This is a genomic window from Streptomyces sp. NPDC049040 (genome assembly GCF_043197715.1).
Taxonomy (GTDB): domain Bacteria; phylum Actinomycetota; class Actinomycetes; order Streptomycetales; family Streptomycetaceae; genus Actinacidiphila.
Genome location: NZ_JBICTO010000010.1, coordinates 1 through 23,095, shown reverse-complemented (window position 1 = coordinate 23,095; position 23,095 = coordinate 1). Strand labels below are relative to the sequence as shown.

Below are 23,095 nucleotides of genomic sequence, written 5' to 3'. Positions count from 1 at the left end.
GACCGCATCCAAGGACCGCGTCGAGGCCCCCTGCCCCTTCTCCGGCCCCGGCCGCGGGGGGGGGGGGGGGGGGGGGGCCGCCGCCCCCCCCCCCCCCCCCCCCCCCCCCCCCCCCCCCCCCCCCCCCCCTCGTCTCCACCCCTGGTCGGAGTCCGGGTTTCGACCGTGGGCCGATGACCGGGAGATCGGCCGGCCGGAGGCTTCGGGCATGACTTCTTCACGAACATCCGCCGGGGATTCGGCGGCCATCAGGGTCGAAGGGCTGACGAAGCGTTACGGTCGCAGGGCGGTGGTCGACGACCTGTCGTTCACGGTCGCGCCCGGAAGGGTGACCGGCTTCTTCGGCCCGAACGGGGCGGGCAAGACCACCGCGCTCAAAGCGGTGGTCGGATTGGCGCGGCCCACGGCGGGCCGTGCCTTCGTCCAGGGCACACCGGTCTCGGCGAACAAGCCGGACGCCCGCCTGCTCGGCGTGCACATCGAGCCGTGCGGTGCCCATCCCGGCCGGAGCGGCCGGGCGCATCTGCGGTCGCTTGCCGCGCTGGCAGGACTGCCCCGCCGCCGGGTCGCCGAGGTCCTGGAGCTCGTCGGGCTCGAGGAGGCGGCGCGGCGCAGGGTCGGGAAATACTCGATGGGCATGCGGCAGCGGCTCGGGCTCGGCGCGGCGCTGCTGGGCGATCCGGAGATCCTGGTGCTGGACGAGCCGGTGAACGGCCTTGACCCGCAGGGCATCCGCTGGCTGCGCACGCTGCTGCGGGACCGGGCCGCGCGGGGTGGCACGGTGCTGCTGTCCAGCCACATGCTGAGCGAGGCGGCCAGGACCGTGGACGATGTGATCATGATCGACGAGGGCCGGCTGGTCCACGAGGGCGCGATCCGGGACCTCGAACGCTCGGGAGCGAGCGTGGTCGTGGTGCGCGCCGAGCAGGCCGAGCGCCTGTCGGGACTCGTGGCCGCGGCCGGTGGCCGCATGAAGCGCGACGACTCGGGCGCGTTGCTGGTCGAGGGGCTCGATGTCGCGGAGGTCGCACGGCTGGCCCACCGCGACGGCGTCCTGCTGGAGGAGATCGTCCAGCGGACCACGTCGCTCGAAGACGTGTTCTTCGGACTCACGGGAGGGGCGGGCCGTTGAGGCATCTGCTGCGAGGCGAACTGATCAAGACCGTGACCACCAGGACGGTGGTGGGCTTCGCCCTCGGCGGGGTCGCGTTCGCGGTCCTCAACGTCCTGGTGATCGCGGTGGCGTCGGGCAAGCTGGACAAGGTGCCCGAGAAGGAGGAGGCGCTGTCGGGGCTGCCGATCCTGCTGCTGCTCTGGGGGTTGGTCGGCGCGGCCGGGGAATACCGGCACCGTACGGCCGCACCGGCGGCGCTCGTCAGCCGCCGTGGCCGCGGGGCTGTGCTCTCGGCCAGAATGGTCGCCTACGCGCTGACCGGCCTCCTGCTCGGCGCGCTGACGACCGCGGTGTCGGTCGGGCTCGCGCTGCCGCTGCTGAGCGACCAGCCGGGTCCCGGTCTCACCTCGGGCGACGTCGGCGCCGTCGTGGCGGGCAACCTGGTGGCGTTCGTCCTGTCCGCGATCCTGGGAGCCGCGCTCGGCGCCCTGATTCGCAGCCCGGTCCTGGGAGTGGTCGTCCTGCTGATCGTGAACTTCGCCGTGGTGCCGCTGCTTTCCGGGGTGTCGGAATCGGGTGCCGACCTCACCCCCTTCGGCGCGGCGGGAGTCCTGAGCCGGATGACGCACGACACGAGCCTGTCGGTGGTGGCGTCGGGATGGGTGCTGGCCGCATGGACGGTCGCGGTCACGCTTGCCGCCGTCGTCGTCGAGCGACGGCGCGACCTGGCGTGAACCGGCTCCCTCGGTGGTTCCGGGCGGCGTACGACCAGGTGGTCGCGCGCCGTTCGGCACTGTTCGACCTCGCGCTGACGCTGGTCACGACCGGTGTGGAGCTGGGGCTGCTCTTCGACGACGGGACCCGGGTCAGCGTCCTCCCCGTGGCGGTCACGGTGCTCGCCGGCTCCGCCCTGCTCGTCCGGCGCCGCGCGCCGCTGGCCGTGCTCGCCGTGACCTGCGCGGGCGCCGCGGTGCTCGTGCCGCTGGGCTTCTCGCCGGGCGGGGCACCCGTCGTGGTCGCCCTCGCCTCGCTCGCCGATCTGCGGGACCGGAGGATCTCGGGGGCCGCGCTCGTCCCGACCGCGCTCTTCCTGCTGCTGGCAAGCATCTCCTCGCTGCCCATCCCGATCGGCGCATGGGCCCTCGGCTCGTACCTGCAGACCCGGCGGCGCTACACCTGGGCGCTGGAGGAGCGCGCGGCCACCCTGGAGCGCGAGCGCGAGCAACTGGACCGCATGGCGGCGGAGCGGGAACGCACCTCCATCGCCCGGGAGCTCCATGACATCGTCGCCCACTCGGTCACCGTCATGCTGATCGGCGTGCGCGGCGCCCGGGACGTCCTGCCGACCGCGCCCCGGGTCGCGGCCGAGACACTGGAGCAGGTGGAGGCGAGCGCGGAGCAGAGCCTGGCGGAGCTGCGCCGGATCCTGGGCCTGCTGCGCACCTCGGACCACAGCACGCAGTGGCGGCCGCAGCCGTCGCTCGGCCAGCTCCCCGAGCTGGTCTCCGGCTACCGGACGGCCGGGATGCCGGTGCGGCTGGAACTCACCGGCGAGGCCCGCCCGCTGGCCGGGGGCCTCGAGCTGTCGGCCTACCGGATCGTCGAGGAGGCGCTGACCAACGTGCTCAAGCACACCGTCCCCACCCAGGTCACGGTGACGCTCGACTACGGCCGGGCGCAGTTGGACGTCACCGTCGAGGACGACGGCGGCGGCGGGCCGGCCGCGTCGGCCGCCGGGCACGGCATCCTCGGGATGCGGGAGCGTGCGGCGGCCGCAGGCGGCACCTTCGACGCCCGCCGCACCGCCGCCGGATTCCTGGTGACCGCCCGGCTCCCCGTGGGCGACGCGGCATGACCATCCGCCTTCTGATCGTCGACGACCAGGAACTGATCCGCACCGGCTTCCGGCTCTTCCTGCAGACGCAGGGCGACCTCGAGGTCGTGGGCGAGGCCGCGGACGGCGCCGAGGCGATCTCCCAGGCCGCGGCCCTGCGGCCCGACGTGGTCCTGATGGACATCCGGATGCCTCGCATGGACGGTGTCGAGGCCACCGCCCGGCTGACCGCCTCCGCTTCCCCGCCCCGGGTGCTGGTCCTGACGACCTATGACCTGGACGAGTACGTCTTCGGCGCGCTGCGCGCGGGCGCCTCGGGCTTCCTGCTCAAGGACGCCTCGCGGGAGCGGCTGCTGGAGGCGATCCGGGTCGTGCACGCCGGGGACGCCCTGCTGTCGCCGTCGGTCACCCGCAGGCTGATCGAGGACTACGCCACCCGCACCGAGCCCCTCCGGCCCCCGGCCGGGCAGTCGGCCGGCCTCACTCCCCGGGAGCGGGAGACCCTCATCCTGGTGGCCAGGGGCCTGTCGAACCCGGAGATCGCCGCGCACCTGGTCGTGACCGAGGCGACGGTGAAGAGCCACGTCGGCAGCATGTTCGCCAAGCTCCACCTGCGCGACCGGGCCCAGGCCGTGGTGTTCGCCTACGAGAACGGCTTCGTCGTGCCCGGCAGTTCGCTGTGAGCCCGCGACCGCTCCGGGAGATGCCCGGCCGGTCCGCGGGGCGCTCCTCGGGACTCGGCAGGCGGACGTGGGGAACGCGGTGCCTCTCGGACGCACCGGACCCGGCGTGGTTCGCGCGGTGCCGACCAGGCCGGTGGCGATGGCGATGGCGAAGGACCGCTCGCACGGCTCCGCGCACCGGATCGCAAGTGCTCCGGGCCACGCGCCGTGCGCGGACCTTTCCGGGGTAACCGAGTGCCATGGTCAGAGTCGTCACGCTCGGCGTGGAAGAAGAGTTCTTGCTGCTCGACGAGGAGACCGGGCTCCCGGTGCCGCGAGCCGCACAGGTGCGGGCGGCAGCCGAGCGGGGGACCGTGCTGCGCCGTGGTGAGGTGGACGACGAACTCCTCCAGGCCCAGGTGGAGGTCGCGACCCCGATCTGCACGGACCTCGACGAGGTCACCGCGCACCTCACCCGGTTCCGGGTGGCGCTGGCGGCGGCGACACGCCTGTCGGGCTGCCGCCTCGCCGCGACCGGCGGGGCTCCGCTCGCGTCCGCGTCCGAGGTCCCGGTGACGCAGACGCGGCGCTACCGCGAGATGCGCGTGGAGGCCGCCCGCCTGGTCGACGAGCAGTTGATCGCCGGTACACACGTGCACGTCGCCGTGCCTGACCGGTCCTCAGGTGCCGCCGCGCTGGGGAGGCTGCGGCCCTGGCTCCCGGTGCTGATCGCGCTCGGCGCGAACTCCCCGTACTGGGAGGGCCGCGACACCGGTTTCGCGAGCTGGCGCACCGTCGTGTTCGGCCGCTGGCCGGTCAGCGGCTCGCCGCCCTTCATCACCGACGCCGACGGCTACGAGGAGCGTGTGAACGCGCTGCTGGCCACCGGCGTGGTCCCCGACCGGCATCAGCTGTACTGGCATGCGCGGCTTTCCGACGACTACCCGACGCTCGAGGTCAGGGCCCCCGACGTCCAGCTCGACGTCGAGACGGCCGTCACGCTCGCCGGTCTGGTCCGCGGCCTCGTGGTGACCGCGCTGGACGACGTACACCGGGGTGCGCCCACGGCGGACCCCTCGGCAAGTGTCGTACGCGCGGCCGGCTGGCACGCGGCACGGCACGGGCTGGACGGCACCCTCGTCGACCCGCTGAGCGGCACGCCCGCGGCCGCGGCCGAGGTGGTCGACGTGCTGCTCGGCCATGTCGCGCCCGCGCTCGAAGAGTCGGGGGACCTCGACCGGGTGGCCTGGGGACTGCGGCGGCTGCTCGAAGGCGGCACGGGAGCGGAGCGGCAGCGGGCCGCGGTGGCGGATGGTGGCACCGACGGCCTGCTGGACCTGATCGCACCCGTCTCCGGGTCGTTGGAGGGCGGCACCGATGGCGGCCTGCTCCCGCGGCAGGACGACCGCGGCACGGACGAACCGGTCCTGGAAACAGGCGCGCCCCTGCGCTGACCGGGCCCGGCGGCGCCGGTGCCGGAGGTTCTGCCTCCCCCGGCACCGACGCCGCTTCCCGGCCGGCGGCCCTGCTCATCCAGCGTTGGGCCGGGGAAGGACCTCGGTCCGATGGAATTCGGGAAACCGCCGCTGGTCCGGCCCGATCGGGCACACCCCATGGCCCTCGGGCGCAGCCCGGCGGGCCGTCGGCCGTGGCGGCCTACCGGCACCACGGCCGCCTTCGGGCTCAGCCCCCGGCGAGGGTCCGCTGCAGGCGGCTCAGGAGCGCGTCGGCCGGCGGCAGGCGCAGTGCGGCGCGGGCCGCGGAAGCGCCGGGGGCGCCGTGGACGCCGCCGCCGGGGTGCGCGGAGGAGGACGCCAGGTAGAGCCCGCGCACCACCGTCTCGGGGCGCCCGAGCCCCGGCACCGGACGGAAGGCCAGCTGCTGGTGCACCGCCGTGGTCCCGCCGTTGATCGCCCCGCCCCGCAGGTTGGCGTCCAGGGCCTGGAGCGTGGGGGGCGCCAGGATCCGCCGCCCGCGGATCAGCGCGCGGAAACCCGGTGCGTAGCGCTCCACCTGGGCTTCGACCCGGTCGGCCATGATGTTCTGCTCGCTCTCGTCCCAGCGCCCGGTCAGGCCCGCGTCGGCAGCGTCGCCATCGACGACCTGGGGCACGTGGGTGTACGCCCAGGCGGACTCGGTACCAGCCGGTGAACGCGTGGGATCCGCGGTGGTCATCTGCCCGAACAGCGCGAACGGCCGGTCCGGCACGCGGCGGGTCGCGATCTGCGCCGAGAAGCGCGTCAAGTCGTCCACACTGTCGGCCAGATGCAGTGTTCCCGCTCCGCGGGCGGCCTCGGCTGTCCACGGGATGGGCCCGTCCAGTGCCCAGTCCAGCTTGAAGGTGGAGAGGTCCCACTGGAAGTGCCGCAGCTGCCGCCGGATGCTCTCCGGGACGTCTTCAGGACGCAGCATGCGGCGGTAGAGGGTGGGCGCGGACACCGTCGCGAGCACCGCGCGCCGCGCGGGCACCTCCTCACCGCTCGCCGTGCGTACCGCGACCGCCCGGCCGGAGCGGACCACGACGGAGCGCACATCCTCGCCGCAGCGCACGGTGCCGCCGAGGCGTTGCAGCCGATGGACCAGCGCTGCCGACAGTGCGCCCGCGCCGCCGACGGGCACGGGGAACCCGACGGACTGGCCCAGCATCGACATCAGCCACCCGAAGGCACCGCTGCCCGCGCTCTCAGGACCCAAGTCGGCGTGCAGTGCGTTGCCGGCCACCAGCAGCCTCCCGCCCTGACCCGTGAAGAACTCCTCGCCCATCCGCCGCACGGGCAGCAGCATCATGCGGGCGAATTCGAGGCCGCCGGCCAGGCCCAGCCGGGCCGCCAGTGCCGCACCGCCCCGGACCGGCGGGAAGGGGGTGAAAAGGCAGCGCAGCAGCCTGTCCCCCATGCGCTGCCACAGCTCGTACCACTCCTGCCAGGCCGCCCCGTCGCCCACCCCGAAGGCCTCCACGCTGCGCATCGTCTCGTGCGTACGCCGGCTCAGCGCCGCGCACCGCCCGTCCGGCAGCGGATGGGCGAGGACGGTGGGCGCGTGACTCCACCGCAGACCGTCCCGCTCCAGGGACAGTGCGCTCAGCGCCGGCGAGACGGCCGCCAGAGGGTAGAAGGCGCTGAAGACGTCGGTGACGAAATCCGGGTCGATGCCGCGGTCGCTGCGGACGGCGCCGCCGGGTTGCGCCTGGGCCTCCAGGACCTCGACGCTCCAGCCGGCGTCGGCGAGGATGTTCGCGGCCACCAGGCCGTTGGGACCTGCCCCGATGACGACCGCGTCAGGCACGGTGCACCTTCCCGGTGCCATCGGGGTGCGGGGCGGGGATCCGCCCCCCGGCGGCCCGCGGATCGTCGGCGGCCGATGCCGGGCCGCGCTCCACCAGATCGGCCAGCCGGGCGAGCATGCGGCGGTGGCGCATCTGCAGTACGACGTCGAGCGCGGCATTGTGCAGCGTGCCGGCGGGCCCGGTCAGCGGATGCTCGTCCGCGATGACCAGGCTGTCCCTGCCCCACCTGCGGATCTCGATGTCGATCCTGGCGGTGCCGAGTGCCCCGCTGTCGATCTCGAGGGCGAGCCGCTCCGGGCGCCGCTCCTCCCGCACCACCGTCGTGCCGTGCAGGGACCACGGCCCGGCACGTACCGAGTAGCGCAGGGTCGCCCCCTCCTCCGGCCAGTCACCCTCCCCCGGGTGCGAGCCGGAGGTCCCCGGGACCCACTCCGCGTACAGATCGCGGTCGGACAGGACCGACCACACGTCGTCGCGGGGGCGCTTGATCAGTTGGTGGCGTATCGCCATGGGGGCCTCCCGGAGGTGCCGGTAATCTGCGGGTCCCCACTACCCGGGCGACTAAACGGTCACATGCGGATGTATCATCCCGAGGCTCTCAGAAAGCGGCGGGGCGGAGAATCATTGCCTCATGATCGGCACGAAAGGTTGCGAATGAAGATCGTCATCGCCGGCGGCCACGGCAAGGTCGCCCTCCGTCTGACGCGGCTGCTCACCGACCGCGGCGACAGCGTCGTGGGCATCGTGCGCAACCCCCGGCACGTCGGCGACGTGGGAAAGGCCGGTGGTGAGGCCGTCGTGCTCGATCTCGAGCGCGCCACCGTCGATGAGGTGGCCCTGGCCCTGGCCGGCGCGGACGCCGCCGTCTTCTCGGCCGGCTCGGGCAGCAGCGCCACCTCCGCACGCCGGGACACGATGGACCGGGCCGCCGTCGTGCTGGTCATGGACGCGGCGGAGAAGGCCGGTGTGCGACGTTTCCTGCACGTCAGCTCCATCAACGTGGGCTGCGCCGATGACCGCGGCATCAGTGACGGGTACGCCGTCTACCTGCGGGCCAAGCGCGCCGCGGAAGAGCACATCTTCACCCGGGACAGGCTCGACTGGACGGTACTGCGCCCCGGCGTGCTCACGGACGGCCAGGGCGACGGCACGGTCGAACTCACCGCGGGGAACAAGGTCGGGCCGAAGCGCGCCAGGTTCGACGAAGTCGCCAGGGAAGACGTCGCGGCCGTGCTCGTGGCCCTCATCGACCGGCCCGACACCGCCGGCCGTATCTACGTGGTGGTCGGCGGCGAGACCCCCATCGAAGAAGCGATCCGCTAGGTCCACACCGCCGGGGTCGCAAAACCGTTGGACGACTCGTCCACCCATGGAGATCGTTGGCGGCATGCAGCAGGAGGAGATCTGGGACGTCGACGCCGCCCAGCGCTATGACACGCCGGGCACCGGCATGTTCGCCCCCGAGGTCCTGGGGCCGACCGTCGACCGCCTTGCCGAACTCGCAGGCGGCGGGAGGGCGCTCGAATTCGCCATCGGAACCGGCCGGGTGGCAGTCCCGCTGGCCGAGCGGGGAGTGCCCGTCACCGGCATCGAACTGTCACCGCCGATGATCACCCGGCTGCGAACGAAGGCCGACGAAGCGACCATCCCGGTGATCGTCGGTGACATGGCGACTGCCGTCGCACCGGGAGAATACGAGGTCGTCTACCTCGTCTTCAACACGCTCTCCAACCTCCTCACCCAAGCCGAGCAGGTCGCGTGCTTTCGCAACGCCGCCCGTCACCTCTCGCCGGGGGGCCGGTTCGTGATCGAGCTCTGGGTACCCGAGCTGCGCAAGCTCCCACCAGGCCAGCAGGCGATGGTCTGGAACTGCGAACCCGGCTACATCGGCTTGGACACCTACGACGTCCTGCGGCAGCAGGTGGTGTCGCACCACTTCACCTTCGACGAGAGCAGACAGGCCCAGCTGTACCGCAGCCCGCACCGCTACATCTGGCCGGCCGAGCTCGACCTGATGGCCCAGCTGGCGGGGCTGGAGCTGGAGACCAGGCATGCGGACTGGTCAGGATCCGACTTCACCGCCGAGTCGCGGTCCCACGTGTCCGTCTACCGCGTGCAGCGGGACCAGGCCGCCGTGGGCGGGCTGACCTCGTAGGGCCCAGCGGTGGGGCTCGGCCGCCTCCGGCCCTGGGCGCGATCCGTGGCCCGCAGGCCGGCGGCGGCGCCGCGGTCCATGCCGCCCCGAACGGTGCAGCAGAAGCTGCGGACGGCCTCTTCGCCGGGAGAGGGTGTCTCCATGGCCGACAATCGACCGGGTAGCGGCAGCCAACACGCCGCCCCTCCGCCCGCGAGCCGCATATCCCGGGTGCCGCGGAGGCGGCCCAGCGCGCCCTGACCAGTCCGGCGCAGCCGATCGGCCACCCGGTTGAGGGCTGTTCGGAGGCCGCGCCGACCGACGTCGGCGGCGCGGCTCCGCAGATGCCTGACGCGTCGGGCAGATCCATGCTCTGACCTGGGGATTCACCCTCCGCTGCCGTCTGCCGACGGCCCGGCCAGTCCGTATGTCCCCACTCCCGAGGAACGGCCCGAGAGGCAGTCGCTGATGGACAACTCGACCAAGGCGGTGGTCACAGCCGCCATGGCCGGAGGTTACCTGCTTGGCCGCACGCGCAAGGCCAAGGTGGTCTTCGCCGTCGGCACCTTCATCGCCGGCCGCAGATTCGGCCTCACCCCGACGGCTCTGGCCGCGGAGGGCCTGAGGCAGCTGAAGGAGAATCCGCGCTTCGCGGAGCTGCGGGGCCAGATCTCCGGAGAGTTGCTGACGGCTGCCCGCACGGCCGCCTCGGCGTCGGCCGACCGCCAGTTCTCCTCGCTGGCGGCGGCACTGCGCGACCGCACCCGCGAGGACCTGGGCGAGCCGGAAGGCGCCGGGGACGAACCGGAGGAGGACGAGGAGGAGGACGACGCCGGAGCACCCAGTCGTCGCCCCGCGGCCGAGAAGGCGGCCCCGGCGAAGAAGGCCGCCAGGAGGGCGGCCGAGGCAGCTCCTGCCAGGAAGGGCGCGCCGGCCAGGAGGGCGGGCAAGAAGACCGCGCCTGCCAGGTCGGCCGGGAACCGGGGCGGAAGGTAGCGGGCCATGGCCAAGCAGAACAAGCAGTCCACGGGGCCGAGCGGACTGGACGAGCTGCGCGCCGAACTCGGCGGCTTCCTGGACTCCCTGACCCGGAAGCTGGTGGACAAGGCAAGCGGGAAGGTCGGCGATCTCACCGACCGGCTGACGGACATGGCGGAAGGCGAAGGCGGCATGCTGGGCGTCGGCGGCCGCATCCTGAAAGGCGAGTCCCCGGCCAAGGCGCTGTTTGCCCAGAAGGCCAAGGACCTCAAGGACCAGGTGATGGGCGTGATTCCCGGGCTGGGCGGCGGAGACGGCGGCGGCAAGGGAAGCGGCGTCAAGGCGACCAGCATCGTCGAGAGCCTGGACGTCGGGGTGCCGGTCAGGACCGCCTACGACCAATGGGCGCAGTTCGAGGACTTCAGCGACTTCACCAAGGGCGTGCGCAGCGTCAAGAAGAAGGACGAGACGACGTCCGACTGGAGCGCGAAGGTCGGCCCTTCAAGCCGCAACTGGAAGGCCACCATCGAGGAGATGGTCCCCGACGACCGGATCGTGTGGACGTCGGAGGGCCCCAAGGGCACCACGCACGGCTCGGTCAGCTTCCACGAACTCGCCCCCGCTCTGACCCGCGTCCTCGTCTACGTCGAATACCACCCTTCGGGATTCTTCGAGAAGACCGGCAATCTCTGGCGTGCCCAGGGCCGCCGGTTGCGGCTGGACCTCAAGCATTTCGGCCGTCACATCATGCTGAACGCGGAGGACGACGTCGAGGGATGGCGCGGTGAGATCCGCGACGGCGAGGTCGTGCGGTCGCACGAGGAGGGCCTGGAGGACGACGAGGCGGCCGAGGACGGCTACGACGACGAGGAGGAGGACGAGGACGAGGAGGACTACTGGGACGAGGACGAGATGGCGGACGAGGACGCCGAGGGGGAAGAGGAAGAGCCCGAGGAGCCGGGGAAGAGGCAGCGGCGCGCCCAGGGTTCGAGCAGCCGGAGGTGACGTCCCCCGGAAGTGTGGAGCAAGCGGGCGCGGGGGGGGGGGGGGGGGGGGGGGGGGGGGGGGGGGGGCGCCCCCCCCCCCCCCCGCGCTGAGGCATGCGTCACCCGCGGACGGAGCCGGGGTCGTAGTAGCCGCCGACCTGCTGGTGGTAGTCGGAGTCGGTGGTGTGCTTCTCCTTGTCGAACTCGGGCGAGTCCTTGATCTCGTCCTTCGTCCGGGCGATGTGCACGACCTTGGCGTCGTGGTCGATGCCGGAGACCGTGCCGGCCGGCAGCAGGACGGACTTGCCGAAGATCCACACGCCGGTGTCCACCACGAGGTAGGCGCTTCCGACCTCGTCGGAGTGCTTGTCGACCTTGCCGATGTGGCCGTCGCTCGCCTCGACCTTGTACCCGATGAGGTCGGCGTCCGTCTGGTAGCCGGAAGTCGCCCCGTAGCTCCAGATGTTGTCGCTCATTGTGTGCGTCCTTCCGTTGCCTTGCAGAACCGCAAAGCGCTCCAACCGCTCGAAAACGGTTGGCGCTTCACAAAACGCGGCTACCCCCGCGGGATGCCTCCACACCTCCCGCCACACCGGCAACCGGCGGCCGCGGGGAAGGAGCAGCCGAGCAGCCGACCCGCCACGCATCGAGCAGGCGCTGCGCCGAGCCGGTATCGGGAAGCGTGGCGAATCCTCGACACAGCCGAAATCCGCATAACATCCGGGAATGGCACTTCATGACGGAAAGGTCGCCGTCGTCACCGGGGCAGCCCGCGGGATCGGTGCCGCGGTCGCGCGCGAACTGGCCGCGCGCGGAATGCGGTTGGTCCTGCTGGGACGGGAATTGGAGTCGCTGCGCAAGGTGGCGAACAGCCTGCCGGGCACGTCGTGCTGCATCGAAGCGGATGTCACCGACGAGGCGTCGATACAGGGGAGCGCGCGATCCGTCGCGGAACGCCTCGGGCCGGTCTCCGTCGTGGTCGCCAATGCCGGCATCGCCGCCGCCGGATCCTTCGCCACCTGCGACGCGGCGCTGTGGAACCGGGTGATCGAGGTGAATCTGATCGGCAGCGCGGTGACCGCCCGGGTCTTCCTGCCCCAGCTCCTGCAAACCCGCGGATATCTGCTCCAGGTCGCCTCCACCGCCGCCTTCGGTTCGGCTCCGATGATGAGTGCCTACTGCGCGTCCAAAGCGGGCGTCGAGTCATTCGCCCAGGCGCTGCGGACCGAGATGGAACCAGAAGGCGTGGGGGTCGGAATCGCCTATCTGCACTGGACGGGCACCGACATGATCGACGAACTCGAGGAGCATGCCGTGCTGCGCGAACTGCGCAGCCGCCAGCCCGCACCGGCCCGCCGTGTGCACTCGGCGGCCAGGGTCGCCACGTTGCTGGTCCGCGGCATCGAGCGCCGCGCGCCCACCGTCTACGCGCCGCCATGGCTGCGGATGACCCAGCCACTGCGCCCGGTCTTCCCTTACCTGGTCGCCCGTGCGGCACGCCGCTCGTTCGCCCGGATGTCCCAGGACGAGCTCCATGCGCCCGCCGGGGTCCTGGGCGCCGGCGGCCACGCCGACTGGGACGTGCACCGGCCCGCCGCTCCGACCCGGCCCGCCACTCCCCCGCAGGACTGAGCCCTCAGGGCCTTCGGGCGCCGCGCCACCGTCGGCTCAGCGGTGGCGACGTGGCCGGCGCCCTCGGTCATCGGGATTGCGGCGGCCTGGCCGAGTGATCGGGATGTCCGTGGGTGCGGCGGGCCTCCTTCATCTCCGCCTCGTGGATGTGGCGCCTGCCCTCCGCCAGGTCCTCCCGGACCTGCTGCTCCAGTTGCCGGAAGGGCCGGTAGTAGGTCTCGTCGTACGCCTCCACCATCTGGAAGCTCCAGTAGCCCGGAAGGACGTTGCGGCCGACGAGTTCACTTGCGAGCCGATCCGCGAGTGCTTCGTGGCCCGCACCCCTCAACCGCTCCACCGCCTCTCCGAGCCGCAGGTCCGCCCCTCCGGTGAGCTGGTGGAAATCGTAGAGCCTGCCGCGCGCCCGCTCGACCGTCTCCAGGGCTTCCGAGAGCACTCCGAGGGCCTCCACCAGGTCGTCGCTCATGCCCTCCGGACGCCGGTTCCGTGCGGCTGCTCCGTGGTGAGTGTCATCGCTCATGCCCAAGGGCCTTCCCCGGGCGGCGGTGCCCACCACCATGAACGCCCGGACGGCTCATACTGTGCGCGGCTTCGGCGTCGGGTGAATCGCGCTCACCCGGGAAAACGGCGACGGCCGCCCGGCCCGGGAGGATTCCCCGGGCCGGGCGGCCGTCGGTCGATTCAGCCGGTGGTGCGTCAGCTGTGGGCGCCGTTGCGGCGGCGACGGGTGAAGTAGACGGCCGCACCACCCGCGACCAGGAGCGCGGCACCGCCGCCGAGGAAGGCGGCGTTCTGCGAGCTGTTGCTGCCGGTCTCGGCGAGGTTCCCGGTGCCGGACGACGGGCTGGCCGGCGGCACGGACGGGGTGCCGGTCGGGGCCACGGTGCTCGTCGGGGCGGTCGTGGAGGGCGACGGGGAAGCCGTGTCACTGACGCTCGGCGACGGGCTCGGGGTCCCGGTGCTGTCGGTCGGCGTCGGGGTGGCCGAGGTCTCCGTCGGAGTGGGGGTGGCCGAGGTCTCCGTCGGGGTCGGCGTGGCCGAGGTCTCGGTCGGAGTGGGCGTCGGAGTCCCCTCGCACTTCGTGCCGCCGTTCCACGCCGTGATCAGGTCGGTGGGGGTGGCGGAGTCCGGGTAGTGCGGCAGCGCGCCGTGGCCCTCGTCGGAGCCGCCGTCGTACTTGGTGCCGTTGCCGTACAGGTCGACCTGGCCGAAGCACGTCGGGGCGTTGCCGCTGACGTCGAGCGTCGCCTTGGTCTTCGACTTGCTGAGGGTGGCCGTGTCCCAGCCCAGGAAGTCCTGGTGGCCGGAGTTCTGCCACGCGGGGCCCTCGGCGCTGTAGGACGCGAGCGAAACGTTGTACTCGCAGTTCTTGCCGGGGGTGTTCGTCAGCCGCACGCTGATCTTGGTGGGCGGGGTGTCCCCGTTGATGCGCCCGTTCTTCGTCCACTGGCCGCCGGCGACCTTGTACTCGATCCCGACGCGGTCGCAGTTGTCGTTGCCGCCGTTGTGCGCCGGAGCGTACGCGGAGGCCGTGCCGATGCCGCACAGCGTGATGGCAGCCGTGATGGAGCCGAGGCCTGCAGCAACGCCTATGGCTCGTCTGGTTATCGCTCGCACTTGAGTAATACTCCTGAATGCTGGTCGGGCAGCCAGGTGCAGGCAGGCGGGCAAGGGCTCCACGCATGACGAGAGACGTGCCCGATGGCCTGCGAGGCGTCTCGCCGCCGAATGTCTTGTGTTCCGGCCAGTTGGCCCGGGCGACCGAGTATGCCCCGCATACCTGGTCTGTGTACAGCCGCAAACGTCGGGTTTGCAGCCTTCTGCCGGGAACCCCCCGTCATCTGCTCGTCGGACCTGCATCACACCGGGACGGCCTTCCCCGATCACGCATGAGCGGGTGGCAGTTCGCCACGCCTCTGGCGGTTCCAGCAAGGGCGGAGCCACCCCTTTCACCATGAACACCCGCGCGTTCCTGATACGGCATTAGGATGGCGATCTCGAGAACGATCAGTCGCGCCCGGCAACACGTCCGGCCTGCCGTCGAGGCCCTACAGGTCGCCCCGTGGCCGGATCGGCTCCGCTGCCGGGTGCCGCCGGCTCCCGGCAGGAGGCTTGGATGTCGTTCGGGATCGTCGCCATCGGCGAATCGCTCGGTGAGCCGGTCGAGGTCACCGACCCGGTGATCGAGGAGTACGCGGCCAACGAGGAGACGGTGCGGTCGTGGGGCTACCGGCGCTTCCACCGCGCCGAGGACGGCGTGCTGCTCACGGATCTGGCGGTGCGGGCGTGCGAGGAGGCCTTGAAGGCAGCCTCGGCGGACGCCTCCGAGGTCGACCTGGTGGTGCTGGCCATCGCGGACTTCGCCGAATACCTGTGCTGGGACGCCGCGGCCGCGGTGCAGGGCCGGATCGGGGCCGTCAACGCCGAGGCGATGCTGATCAACCAGGCGTGCAGTTCGGGGACGATCGCCTTCGACTCCGTCGCCGGGCGCTTCGCGACGCACCCGGACTACCGCAACGCGCTCATCGTCTCGGCGAACCGGGTGTGCGACACCTATCAGAACCGGATGGACTCCACCACGACCGTGCTGTCGGACGGAGCCGCGGCGGCGCTGGTGCGCCGCAGCCACGAGCGGGGCAGGTGGCTCGCCACCGAGATCATCACCGACGGAAGGTACGCCGACTTCTTCCGGATGGACGTCGGCGGCACCGCCCGGCCCTTCGGCACACCAGGGGCGGCCGCTCCCGGCGGACTCCGGGTGCGCAATCCGCTCGACCGCCTCGGCGAGCTGCTCGAGAACGACGCCCGCCGCATGCTGGAGTTCGTCCGGGGATTCGGCGGGAACATGCGGGTGGCGGTGGACCGCGTCTGCGCCCGCAGCGGCATCGAGCCCGGCGAGATCAAGCGGTTCATCCACCTCAACGACAACCGGAAAGCGGCGGCCGACATCGCCCGGGCGCTCGGTGTGCCGCTGGAACAGCTCACCAACGACCTGGCCCTGGACCACGGCCACTTCGGCGCCGCCGACCAGCTGCTCGGACTGCGCCGGCTGCTGCGGGCCGGCGAACTCCGGGACGGCGACCTGGTCGCCCTGACCACCCTCGGCAGCGGGATGCACTGGGCCGTCACCCTGCTCCGCGTGTGAGCCGCGGGCGGCGCGGCCTGCCGTACGTCCGCGCCGCCCGCGCCACCCGCGTCATCGGCGGATCAGGTGTGAGCAGCGCTGGGTCAGTACTCGCCGGGAACGACCGGGTGCACCTTGTCGCCGGCGCGGATGAGGCCGCCGGCCACGATCCTCGCGCTCATGCCGCGCAGCCGCAGCTCCCGGCCGGTACGGGAGTTGACGAACAGCACCGCGTCCCAGCCGAAGCGCCGTTGGAATTTGCTGCACCCAAGGTGCAGCTCGGTCGTCGCCTCGATGACCGCGGAGCCGATCCGCAGCCGCGTCCCCGGGGGGACGTTCGCGGTGCTCAGGTCGAAGTCGACATAGAGCTGATCGCCGGCGAGCTGCCAGCGCTCGCGGTCCTGCGCCACCAGCGCCGCGCAGCGGGAATTCATCACCGTGATCTGCCGGTTGACGTCGGGGGTGCCGGTGGTCTTGTCGCGGCTGCCGCGCCGCAGCCACATGTCGCCGACCAGGCCCTCGGCAAGGTCGAGCACGCCCTCGTCGAGCATCTCCCGCTCGCCGACCGCGGGCCGCCGGACGATCATCTCCAGGGTGCCGCTGTCGGCGGGCGATGCGCGGATGTGATCGAGCCCTGCCTCGAGTCCTGTGCGCTTGATGAATGTCGCCATCACCGATCAATCGCCTGTCGGTCGAGGTCGAGGAGACCGGCCTGGCCCGGGGCGAGCATGACGTCGAGAATCCCCGCCTTGGCGTCGTCCAGGTAGAAGTGGCCGCCGGGATACAGCTGGAAAACCGTCCGGCCGAGGGCGTGTCCGTCCCACGCGCGAAGGGATTCCCCGGGGACCGAGTCGTCCGACAGGCCGCCGAAGACGGCGAGCCCGCAGCCGAGCGGCGGCTCTGCCACGTATGCGTAGCCGTCCAGGATCTCGAAGTCGGCGCGGATGGCGGGCAGCATCAGTGCCACCAGCTCCTGGCTGGCGAGGAGTTCGGGTTCGAGGCCGCCCAGCGCTGTCACCCGCGCGAGCAACTGCTCGTCCGAGAGGTCGCGTACGGGGGGTCCGTCGGGTCCCAGGTGCGGCGCGGGACAAGCGGAAACTCCCAGCAGATCGGGTTCCGGGAGGCCTGCGCGCCGCAAGCGGCGTGCCGTCTCGAAAGCCGTGAGGGCTCCCATGCTGTGCCCGAAGAACACGTGGCGGCGTCCCCGCAGGTGGCCTTCGATCGCTCGGGCCGTGGCGTCGGCGAGGGCGGCCATGTCCGGGAACGGCGGGAATCTCATCATGTCCTGGCGTCCCGGCGGCTGGATCACGCACAAGGCGACGCCGGGGGGAAGGCAGGCGGCCCAGGGCCGGAAGAACGGGGCCGCGCCGCCCGCATGTGTGAAGCAGTAGAGGACGGTGTGTGCCGCGGGATCGGCCGAGTATTCGCACATCCGCACCGCGGGCTGCGAGAAGTCTTCGTTCATGTGCCTTCCGTTCCGTAGGAGGCGCTGCTCAGCGCCGCACGCCGACGGCGATGACGGCCAAGGCGTCCTGCACGCCGATGGTGGCGGGCAGTTCGGAATCGACGAATGTGAGGCCGCAGCAGTCGAGCCGCAGCGCCGTGACCGCGAGGTAGATCCGGCCGAGCGCGAAACCCGCCGAGAGCAGCGCCGCGCGGTAGGTTCTGGCATCCGGTGCGATCGCGGGCCCGGGCGCCGGAGTCAGGAAGACCACGGCGGCCGCGTCGCGGCCCGGTTCCTGGCCGAGGCAGGCCTTGTGGGTCGCCGCCCGGCTGCTGGACGCCGTCCGCTCAAGACCGCCGGGCACCGGGCGGTGGACGCCGCCGGGATCCATGTCCTCGACGCCGTGTGCCACGAGCCGCACCTCGTGCAGCGTGCCCGCGTCCCCCGGCATCGCGGCCGCGGCCACGTCGACGATCCACCGGGCAGCGGCGCGTCCGACGACGGCCGCGTCGTCGAGACGGCGGGTGGAGCGCCGCCGGCGCACCAGCACGTCGAGCGCCTCGTCACCGGCCGCGTCGGGAAGCCGCCCCGCCCTCCGGGCGTCCGGATCGCCGCCTGCCCGAAGGCGGCGCCAGTCCTCGACCTCCTCCGCCCCGCTCAGGTTTCCGGCCTCGTGGATCGCGGCCACCAGGGGGAAATCCTCGGCACCCGGGCCGAGTTCGCCTTGCGCCGCCGTACCACCGGCAGCGACGGCGGGGGCTCCGGCGCCCAGCGGCACCAGGGCCATCGGGAATTCCTCGCGGTCCCGTGCCCCGATCAGCCTGCCCACCGCCGCGTCGTCGAAAGCCGTCTCCACCCGCGCGGGCAGGCTCTGCGCCGAGGCGGCGAGCACCGCGTGCGCCGCGACGGTCCCGCAGTCCCAGCCGAGATGCCGGTAGCCGCGCTCGCTGTAGCGCCAGCAGCTCCGCCACGGCACTCCGCTGATCACCAGGGCTGCCGCCGCACCGGCCGCCGGAGGCCCGATCAGCGTCACGGCGTGGGCGCGCGGGTCGTAGTGCCACACCCCGTCGGCGAGCCCGTCGATGCCGCGGGCGCTCACGTACACCTCGTACGGGTGCCGGTTCCCCGCGGAGCTGACGGCCCGGAAGTATTCGCCGGTGCGCGGGGACCGCCGTTGCACGCCCGCGCACCGGGCGAGCGTCACCGACAGGTCCTCGATGCCCGGCGTCCTGCCTCCGCCCGCGTCGACGGCGCCGCTCCGGTCGAGCAGCCCCGCGGCCGCCACCGGGGCACCCGGGACGTCCGGCAGCGCGATCCGCGGCAAGTGGGCGGGATACTCCTTGAACGGCGGCGGCTGCTCCTCCGGCAGCATGGGGATGAAGTCCTGGCGCAGCCTGTCGTCGTCGACCGGCTCCAGCCAGTGCCGGTCGGCGGAGTAGGCCGTCAGCCGGTGGAAGGCCTCTGCGTGAGTTTCGATGGTTTCCCTCCGCTACGAGTGCCGCGCGCTCGGGCCCGCGGGCGTCGCCGCCAGCCGGACCACCGCGTCGCGATCGATCTTGCCGTTGGACGTCACGGGGAGCTTGTCCAGCACCGCCCACTTCCTCGGCACCATGTACGCGGGCAGTGCGGCACCCAGTTCGCCGATCAGCGCGGCCAGGTCCGGCCGCGCGGCGCCTGCGGCGGGCACCACCGCCGCGACGAGTTGCTTGTCCGAGCTGTCGCGTCCCGCGGCCAGGACGAGGCAGTCGGCGACACCGCTGCCGGACACCCTCATGACCGCCGAGCGGATCTCGTCCAGCTCGATGCGGAATCCGCGCACCTTGACCTGGTGGTCGCGCCGGCCCAGAAACCGCACATTGCCGTCGGCGTCCAGCCGGACCAGGTCGCCGGTCCGGTAGAGGCGCTCCGCAGTGTCGGGGCAGAAGTCCCCGAACGCGGCGGCCGTCCGCTCCGGGTCGTCGAGGTAGCCCGCCGCGAGACCGGCGCCCGACGTGTACAGCTCGCCGACCGCGCCGGGCGGGACTTCCCGCAGGCCGGAGTCGAGGATGCGGATCCCCGTCCCCGCCACCGGCCGGCCGATCGGAACGGGGTCGTCCACCTCGGCGGCGCTGAGCATCCGGTGAACGGTGGTGAAGGTGGTGTTCTCTGTCGGTCCGTAGCCGTTGACGACCGCGAGCCCCTGATGGCGGTCGAGCACGGCGCGCACGTGCCCGGCCGAGACGACGTCGCCCCCGGTCAGCAGCACCCGCAACCCGCCCAGCCGCTCGATGGCGAAATCCACGAGCAGCCGGAACAGCCCGGCGGTGAACCACGCCACCGTGATGCCGCGTTCGCTGACGAACCGTCCCAGGTCACCGGGGTCGCCGAGCTCGCCCGCCCCGATCTCCACCGCGGCGCCGGTCAGCAGGGCGCCCCAGATCTCCAGCGTCGAGGCGTCGAAGGAGAGCGGGGCCATCCGGAGCACCCGATCGCCCGGCCCCAGCGGTGCGTAATCGGGAAGACCCGCGACCAGGCGCTGGACACCGCGGTGGGGGACGCAGACGCCTTTCGGGCCCCCGGTGGAGCCCGAGGTGAAGGCGACGTAGGCCAGTTGCGCGGCAGGGTCGGCCGGTTCGGTCCTCTGGGTGCCGTCGGGCCCTTCGGTGGACGTCCTCGCGGGCCAGTCCGGTTGCCAGGTCGGCACGACCCGTGCACCGGCCTGGGCCGCCAGCTCTTCCGCGTCCTCGCCGAGGACGGCACAGGGACGCAGTGTCCGCAGGATCTGCCCGACCCGCGTCGCCGGAGCCTGGCGGTCGAGTCCGCAGTACGCCGCGCCGCTGCGGACGACGGCGAGGACGGCCACGACCTCGGCGAGGGAAGGCGGGCAGGCGACGAGTACCCGGTCGCCCGCGCCCACACCGGCCTGCCGCAGGGCATCGGCCTGCGAACTCGCGGCGCGGTCGAGTTCGGCGTAGCTGAGAGTGGAAGAGCCGTCCCTCACGGCCGGCGCACCGGGGGTACGGGCCACCTGGGCGCGGAACCAGTCGTCCAGCGAGCCCGCACCGCCGGCCGCCTCCCCCGCCCCACCGCCGGCGAGCGCGGCGAGCCGGGACCGCCCCTCGGGCGCGATGCACCTGAGCGAGCCCAACCGCGCGTCCGGGTCGGCCGCGAGGGAGGACAGCGCCTCCATCCAGCCGGTGCGGAATCCGGTGGCGTCGCGCGCGTCCCATACGTCGGTGGCGTACTCCAGGTGGCCCGACAGGGTCGGGTCGGCACGGTTGACGAACAGCTCGACGTCGTACTGCGAGCCGGCGCCGTGTCCCTCCTCCACCTCGATGCCGAGGAACCGGGACGCCATCGCGGCGGGCACCACGTCGTGATGGACCCCGAAAGCGATCTGGACCAGCGGGTGCTGCCGGGCAGAACTGGCGACGCCGAGCGCGTCGAGGATGTCCGCGAACGGCACCGCGTCGTTGTCGAGGCTCGCCGCCAGGCTCTCGTGGACCCTCGCGAGGTAGTCCGCGACACGGACATCGGGCCGGACGTCGACACGCACCGGCAGCAGGTTCACCGTGAGGCCGACCAGCTCCGCCAGCTCCGGAGGGCGGCCCGCGACCGGCATCCCGATGACGAGCTGTTCCACATCGGTGTGGCGGGCCGCCGCCAGCCCCAGCGCCGCCAGCATGAAGGCCGTCGTCGTGGTCCCGGCCGACGCGGCGGCGAACCGCACCCGCTCGGTCAGGCCGCGGCCCAGATCGACCGGCAGGCGCGCGCCGCGGGCATCGCGCAACGGCGCCCGCAGCTTGTCCGACGGCAGCTCGATCGACTCGGGAACTCCGGCCAACTGCTGCTTCCAGAAAGCCAGCTGTGCGGCAAGCCCGCCATCGGCGCGCTGCTGCCGCAGCCACCTGTCGTACGCGTCGGCGTCGACCGCAGGACCCGGCTCGTACTCCCCGCCCGCGGCGAGCGCGTCGTACCGGGCGAAGATCTCGCGCAGGACCAGCGCGATGCTCCAGCCGTCCAGCAGGATGTGGTGCACCGCGAGTACGAGGACGTGGCGCTCGGGCCCCGCGGACGCCAGCCCGAACCGGATGGGCGGTCGGCGGGCCAGATCGAAGGGCTCACGACGCAACTGCTCGGCGATCGCGGCGGTCGAATCGTGCGCAAGCCGTTCCAGCGGCGGTTCGATGTCGGTCACATGGCGGGTGACACGCCCGCCCGAGATAGGGAAGACCGCCCGCAGACCGGCGTGCCGGCGAGCGGTCTGCCCGATCGCCCGCTCCAGAAGCGGCGGGCTCAGCGCGCCGGTGAGGTGGCAGGCGAACACCAGGCAGTAGGGGGCGTCGCCGAGGATGCGGTTCCCCAGCCACAGGCCTTCCTGCATGGAGGACATCGAGGCCGCCGGGACGGGTTCGCCTGCCGGCTCCGGCGGGCGGGCCGCGCCGGCGGCGCCGGACGGCCGCCCCGACGCGGCCTTGTCCAGGACGTGGCCGAGCGGGATGTCCGCGAGCAGGTCGGCGGCCCGGAGCCGGACGCCCTGCTTCGCGGCATTGCCGATCAGGGACAGCGCCCGCAGGGAGTCGCCGCCCAGGCCGATGAAGCTGGCGGTTTCCAGTTGCGCGTCGGTGATGTGCCCCACGCCTGAGACCGCCAGGCTTTCCCTCGCCAGGTCGGCCAGCCACGCGGCCGGCGGTTGCTCGGTCATTTCTCCGTGCCCACGGCTCTCTTCTCCAGCTCGGCGTCGACCCACACGGCCAGCTCCGCGACCGTCGGGTTCCGGTAGAGGGCCGCGATGCCGACGCGGGTGCCCACGGTCTTGCTGATCAGCGCGACCAGGCGCAACGCCGTCATCGAGTTGCCGCCGATGGTGAAGAAGTAGTCATCGCGGCCGATGGGTCCTGTGCCCAGGACGTCGGACCAGATACCGGCCAGCAGGCGTTCGGTGTCGGTGGCCGGCTCGTCACCACCGCCCCGGACCGGCAGCGGCTCACCCACCATCCCCCCTAGCGCGGCCCGGTCGAGCTTCCCGTTCACCGTCACCGGCAACGAGGCGATCACCGAGATCGAGGACGGCAGCATGTACTCCGGCAACCTGCCCGACAACCACTCCCGGACATCCTCGAACGTCCCCAACGCCTCCGCGCCCTCGGCATCGGACGAGAGGGTGACGAACGCCGCCAACCCGGGACCCTCGCCGCCGTCGATCAACTCGACCACCGCAGTGCCGACGCCGTCCCGGGCCGACAACACCGCCTCCACCTCACCCAACTCGACCCGGAAACCCCTCAACTGCACCTGACGGTCCAACCGGCCCAGATACTCGAACTCCACCCCCGACCCACCAGCCCGCGCGACCACCTCATCCCCCGTCCGATACCACCGCCCCGAAACACCCCCCACCACCGCATCCACAAACCGCTCCGCCGTCAACTCCGGCCGATTCACATACCCCCGCGCAACACCAGCACCCGAAATCCACAACTCACCCCGCTCCCCCACCGAAAGCCCCTCCACCACACCACCGGAACCCACAACCGCCCCGGCACCCACCACCGCAAAAACCAGATCCCCCAACGGCACACCAATCGGACTACCACCCACACCCGAAACCGCACCCACACCGGCATCCACGTCCGCAGCCGACAACTCACGCACCGACGCATGCACCGTCGTCTCCGTGATCCCATACAAATTCCACACCCGCGGCCGCCCCGGACCACCGAACAACCCCGCCAACTCCCCCACACGCACCGCCTCACCACCCAACACCACATGCCGCAACCCCACCGGCACACCCCCACCCCCACCCGTCAAATGCGGCATCAACCGCGACAACGCCGACGGCGTCAAACTCACCACCGACACACCCCGCTCACCCAGCAAATCCCGAAACACCACCGGATCACGACTCGCCTCGAACGA

21 protein-coding genes are annotated in these 23,095 nt (G+C 72.3%); 11 read left to right on the top strand and 10 right to left on the bottom strand.

Translation table 11 applies throughout. The annotated features are described in order from the left end of the window. Window positions 1–208: 208 nt before the first annotated feature. The 5 genes from ACGFMP_RS23970 to ACGFMP_RS23950 all read left to right on the top strand — a co-directional run bounded on the left by ACGFMP_RS23970 (window position 209) and on the right by ACGFMP_RS23950 (window position 5,064). A complete protein-coding gene (locus ACGFMP_RS23970) occupies window positions 209–1,132 on the top strand; it encodes an ATP-binding cassette domain-containing protein (RefSeq protein WP_393675017.1) in 924 nt (307 codons plus the stop codon). Then, entirely contained in the window at window positions 1,129–1,848 is a 720-nt protein-coding gene (locus ACGFMP_RS23965; protein WP_393675016.1) for an ABC transporter permease, read from the top strand. Before ACGFMP_RS23970 ends, ACGFMP_RS23965 begins: the two co-directional genes overlap by 4 nt. Further along, entirely contained in the window at window positions 1,845–2,969 is a 1,125-nt protein-coding gene (locus tag ACGFMP_RS23960; RefSeq protein ID WP_393675015.1) for a sensor histidine kinase, read from the top strand. Before ACGFMP_RS23965 ends, ACGFMP_RS23960 begins: the two co-directional genes overlap by 4 nt. Next, the gene (locus tag ACGFMP_RS23955; protein ID WP_393675014.1) at window positions 2,966–3,631 is read left to right on the top strand and encodes a response regulator; all 666 of its coding nucleotides are present in this window, start codon (window positions 2,966–2,968) and stop codon (window positions 3,629–3,631) included. Before ACGFMP_RS23960 ends, ACGFMP_RS23955 begins: the two co-directional genes overlap by 4 nt. Window positions 3,632–3,870: 239 nt before the next feature. Then, entirely contained in the window at window positions 3,871–5,064 is a 1,194-nt protein-coding gene (locus tag ACGFMP_RS23950; RefSeq protein ID WP_393675013.1) for a glutamate--cysteine ligase, read from the top strand. 229 nt (window positions 5,065–5,293) lie between these two features. On the opposite strand, the gene ACGFMP_RS23945 is transcribed toward ACGFMP_RS23950, so the two are convergent. Then, entirely contained in the window at window positions 5,294–6,895 is a 1,602-nt protein-coding gene (locus ACGFMP_RS23945) for a phytoene desaturase family protein (RefSeq protein ID WP_393675012.1), read from the bottom strand. After that, entirely contained in the window at window positions 6,888–7,406 is a 519-nt protein-coding gene (locus tag ACGFMP_RS23940; protein ID WP_393675011.1) for an SRPBCC family protein, read from the bottom strand. The genes ACGFMP_RS23945 and ACGFMP_RS23940 overlap by 8 nt, the downstream gene beginning before the upstream one ends. 144 nt (window positions 7,407–7,550) lie before the next feature. Here ACGFMP_RS23940 and ACGFMP_RS23935 point away from each other — a divergent pair, with 144 nt between their 5' ends. The 4 genes from ACGFMP_RS23935 (at window position 7,551) to ACGFMP_RS23920 (ending at window position 11,013) form a co-directional block, all read left to right on the top strand. Then, the gene (locus ACGFMP_RS23935; RefSeq protein WP_393675010.1) at window positions 7,551–8,219 is read left to right on the top strand and encodes an NAD(P)H-binding protein; all 669 of its coding nucleotides are present in this window, start codon (window positions 7,551–7,553) and stop codon (window positions 8,217–8,219) included. 64 nt (window positions 8,220–8,283) lie between these two features. Continuing rightward, window positions 8,284–9,051: a class I SAM-dependent methyltransferase gene (locus tag ACGFMP_RS23930; protein WP_393675225.1), complete on the top strand. Its 768-nt coding sequence runs from the start codon at window positions 8,284–8,286 to the stop codon at window positions 9,049–9,051. A 447-nt stretch (window positions 9,052–9,498) separates the two neighbouring features. Further along, window positions 9,499–10,026: a hypothetical protein gene (locus ACGFMP_RS23925; RefSeq protein ID WP_393675009.1), complete on the top strand. Its 528-nt coding sequence runs from the start codon at window positions 9,499–9,501 to the stop codon at window positions 10,024–10,026. A 6-nt stretch (window positions 10,027–10,032) separates the two neighbouring features. Then, window positions 10,033–11,013, top strand: coding sequence for an SRPBCC family protein (locus ACGFMP_RS23920; RefSeq protein WP_393675008.1), 981 nt, complete (start codon window positions 10,033–10,035; stop codon window positions 11,011–11,013). 100 nt (window positions 11,014–11,113) lie between these two features. On the opposite strand, the gene ACGFMP_RS23915 is transcribed toward ACGFMP_RS23920, so the two are convergent. Further along, window positions 11,114–11,470 carry a PRC-barrel domain containing protein gene (locus ACGFMP_RS23915; protein WP_393675007.1) on the bottom strand — a complete coding sequence of 119 codons (357 nt, stop codon included), beginning with the start codon at window positions 11,468–11,470 and terminating at the stop codon, window positions 11,114–11,116. A 250-nt stretch (window positions 11,471–11,720) separates the two neighbouring features. On the opposite strand from ACGFMP_RS23915, the gene ACGFMP_RS23910 reads away from it, so the two are divergent. Further along, window positions 11,721–12,626 carry an SDR family oxidoreductase gene (locus ACGFMP_RS23910; protein ID WP_393675006.1) on the top strand — a complete coding sequence of 302 codons (906 nt, stop codon included), beginning with the start codon at window positions 11,721–11,723 and terminating at the stop codon, window positions 12,624–12,626. A gap of 67 nt (window positions 12,627–12,693) precedes the next feature. Here the strand turns inward: ACGFMP_RS23910 and ACGFMP_RS23905 are convergent, their stop codons facing one another. Next, complete coding sequence (locus ACGFMP_RS23905) at window positions 12,694–13,092, bottom strand: hypothetical protein (RefSeq protein WP_393675005.1); 399 nt, start codon at window positions 13,090–13,092, stop codon at window positions 12,694–12,696. Window positions 13,093–13,322: 230 nt separating this feature from the next. Then, complete coding sequence (locus tag ACGFMP_RS23900) at window positions 13,323–14,243, bottom strand: LAETG motif-containing sortase-dependent surface protein (protein ID WP_393675004.1); 921 nt, start codon at window positions 14,241–14,243, stop codon at window positions 13,323–13,325. Between the two features lie 499 nt (window positions 14,244–14,742). Here ACGFMP_RS23900 and ACGFMP_RS23895 point away from each other — a divergent pair, with 499 nt between their 5' ends. Next, complete coding sequence (locus tag ACGFMP_RS23895) at window positions 14,743–15,771, top strand: 3-oxoacyl-ACP synthase III family protein (protein WP_393675003.1); 1,029 nt, start codon at window positions 14,743–14,745, stop codon at window positions 15,769–15,771. Window positions 15,772–15,854: 83 nt separating this feature from the next. Here ACGFMP_RS23895 and ACGFMP_RS23890 read toward each other — a convergent pair whose 3' ends face one another. The 5 genes from ACGFMP_RS23890 to ACGFMP_RS23870 form a co-directional block, all read right to left on the bottom strand. Beyond that, entirely contained in the window at window positions 15,855–16,421 is a 567-nt protein-coding gene (locus tag ACGFMP_RS23890) for an MOSC domain-containing protein (RefSeq protein WP_393675002.1), read from the bottom strand. Further along, window positions 16,421–17,215: a thioesterase II family protein gene (locus ACGFMP_RS23885; RefSeq protein ID WP_393675001.1), complete on the bottom strand. Its 795-nt coding sequence runs from the start codon at window positions 17,213–17,215 to the stop codon at window positions 16,421–16,423. Before ACGFMP_RS23885 ends, ACGFMP_RS23890 begins: the two co-directional genes overlap by 1 nt. A gap of 28 nt (window positions 17,216–17,243) precedes the next feature. Beyond that, entirely contained in the window at window positions 17,244–18,566 is a 1,323-nt protein-coding gene (locus ACGFMP_RS23880; protein WP_393675000.1) for a nitroreductase family protein, read from the bottom strand. A 117-nt stretch (window positions 18,567–18,683) separates the two neighbouring features. Beyond that, window positions 18,684–21,878, bottom strand: coding sequence for an amino acid adenylation domain-containing protein (locus tag ACGFMP_RS23875; protein ID WP_393674999.1), 3,195 nt, complete (start codon window positions 21,876–21,878; stop codon window positions 18,684–18,686). Then, window positions 21,875–23,095 (bottom strand): AMP-binding protein (locus ACGFMP_RS23870; protein ID WP_393674998.1); only part of this gene is annotated, 1,221 nt, incomplete at its 5' end. The genes ACGFMP_RS23875 and ACGFMP_RS23870, both read right to left, overlap by 4 nt.

Bases quoted from the DNA above. Each gene is read 5' to 3' on its own strand.
- ACGFMP_RS23955 (WP_393675014.1), top strand. From the start codon at position 2,966: ATGACCATCCGCCTTCTGATCGTCGACGACCAGGAACTGATCCGCACC.
- ACGFMP_RS23950 (WP_393675013.1), top strand. From the start codon at position 3,871: ATGGTCAGAGTCGTCACGCTCGGCGTGGAAGAAGAGTTCTTGCTGCTC.
- ACGFMP_RS23970 (WP_393675017.1), top strand. From the start codon at position 209: ATGACTTCTTCACGAACATCCGCCGGGGATTCGGCGGCCATCAGGGTC.
- ACGFMP_RS23920 (WP_393675008.1), top strand. From the start codon at position 10,033: ATGGCCAAGCAGAACAAGCAGTCCACGGGGCCGAGCGGACTGGACGAG.
- ACGFMP_RS23890 (WP_393675002.1), bottom strand. From the start codon at position 16,421: ATGGCGACATTCATCAAGCGCACAGGACTCGAGGCAGGGCTCGATCAC.
- ACGFMP_RS23880 (WP_393675000.1), bottom strand. From the start codon at position 18,566: ATGCTGCCGGAGGAGCAGCCGCCGCCGTTCAAGGAGTATCCCGCCCAC.
- ACGFMP_RS23885 (WP_393675001.1), bottom strand. From the start codon at position 17,215: ATGAACGAAGACTTCTCGCAGCCCGCGGTGCGGATGTGCGAATACTCG.
- ACGFMP_RS23940 (WP_393675011.1), bottom strand. From the start codon at position 7,406: ATGGCGATACGCCACCAACTGATCAAGCGCCCCCGCGACGACGTGTGG.
- ACGFMP_RS23915 (WP_393675007.1), bottom strand. From the start codon at position 11,470: ATGAGCGACAACATCTGGAGCTACGGGGCGACTTCCGGCTACCAGACG.
- ACGFMP_RS23925 (WP_393675009.1), top strand. From the start codon at position 9,499: ATGGACAACTCGACCAAGGCGGTGGTCACAGCCGCCATGGCCGGAGGT.
- ACGFMP_RS23905 (WP_393675005.1), bottom strand. From the start codon at position 13,092: ATGAGCGACGACCTGGTGGAGGCCCTCGGAGTGCTCTCGGAAGCCCTG.
- ACGFMP_RS23935 (WP_393675010.1), top strand. From the start codon at position 7,551: ATGAAGATCGTCATCGCCGGCGGCCACGGCAAGGTCGCCCTCCGTCTG.
- ACGFMP_RS23895 (WP_393675003.1), top strand. From the start codon at position 14,743: ATGTCGTTCGGGATCGTCGCCATCGGCGAATCGCTCGGTGAGCCGGTC.
- ACGFMP_RS23875 (WP_393674999.1), bottom strand. From the start codon at position 21,878: ATGACCGAGCAACCGCCGGCCGCGTGGCTGGCCGACCTGGCGAGGGAA.
- ACGFMP_RS23930 (WP_393675225.1), top strand. From the start codon at position 8,284: ATGCAGCAGGAGGAGATCTGGGACGTCGACGCCGCCCAGCGCTATGAC.
- ACGFMP_RS23910 (WP_393675006.1), top strand. From the start codon at position 11,721: ATGGCACTTCATGACGGAAAGGTCGCCGTCGTCACCGGGGCAGCCCGC.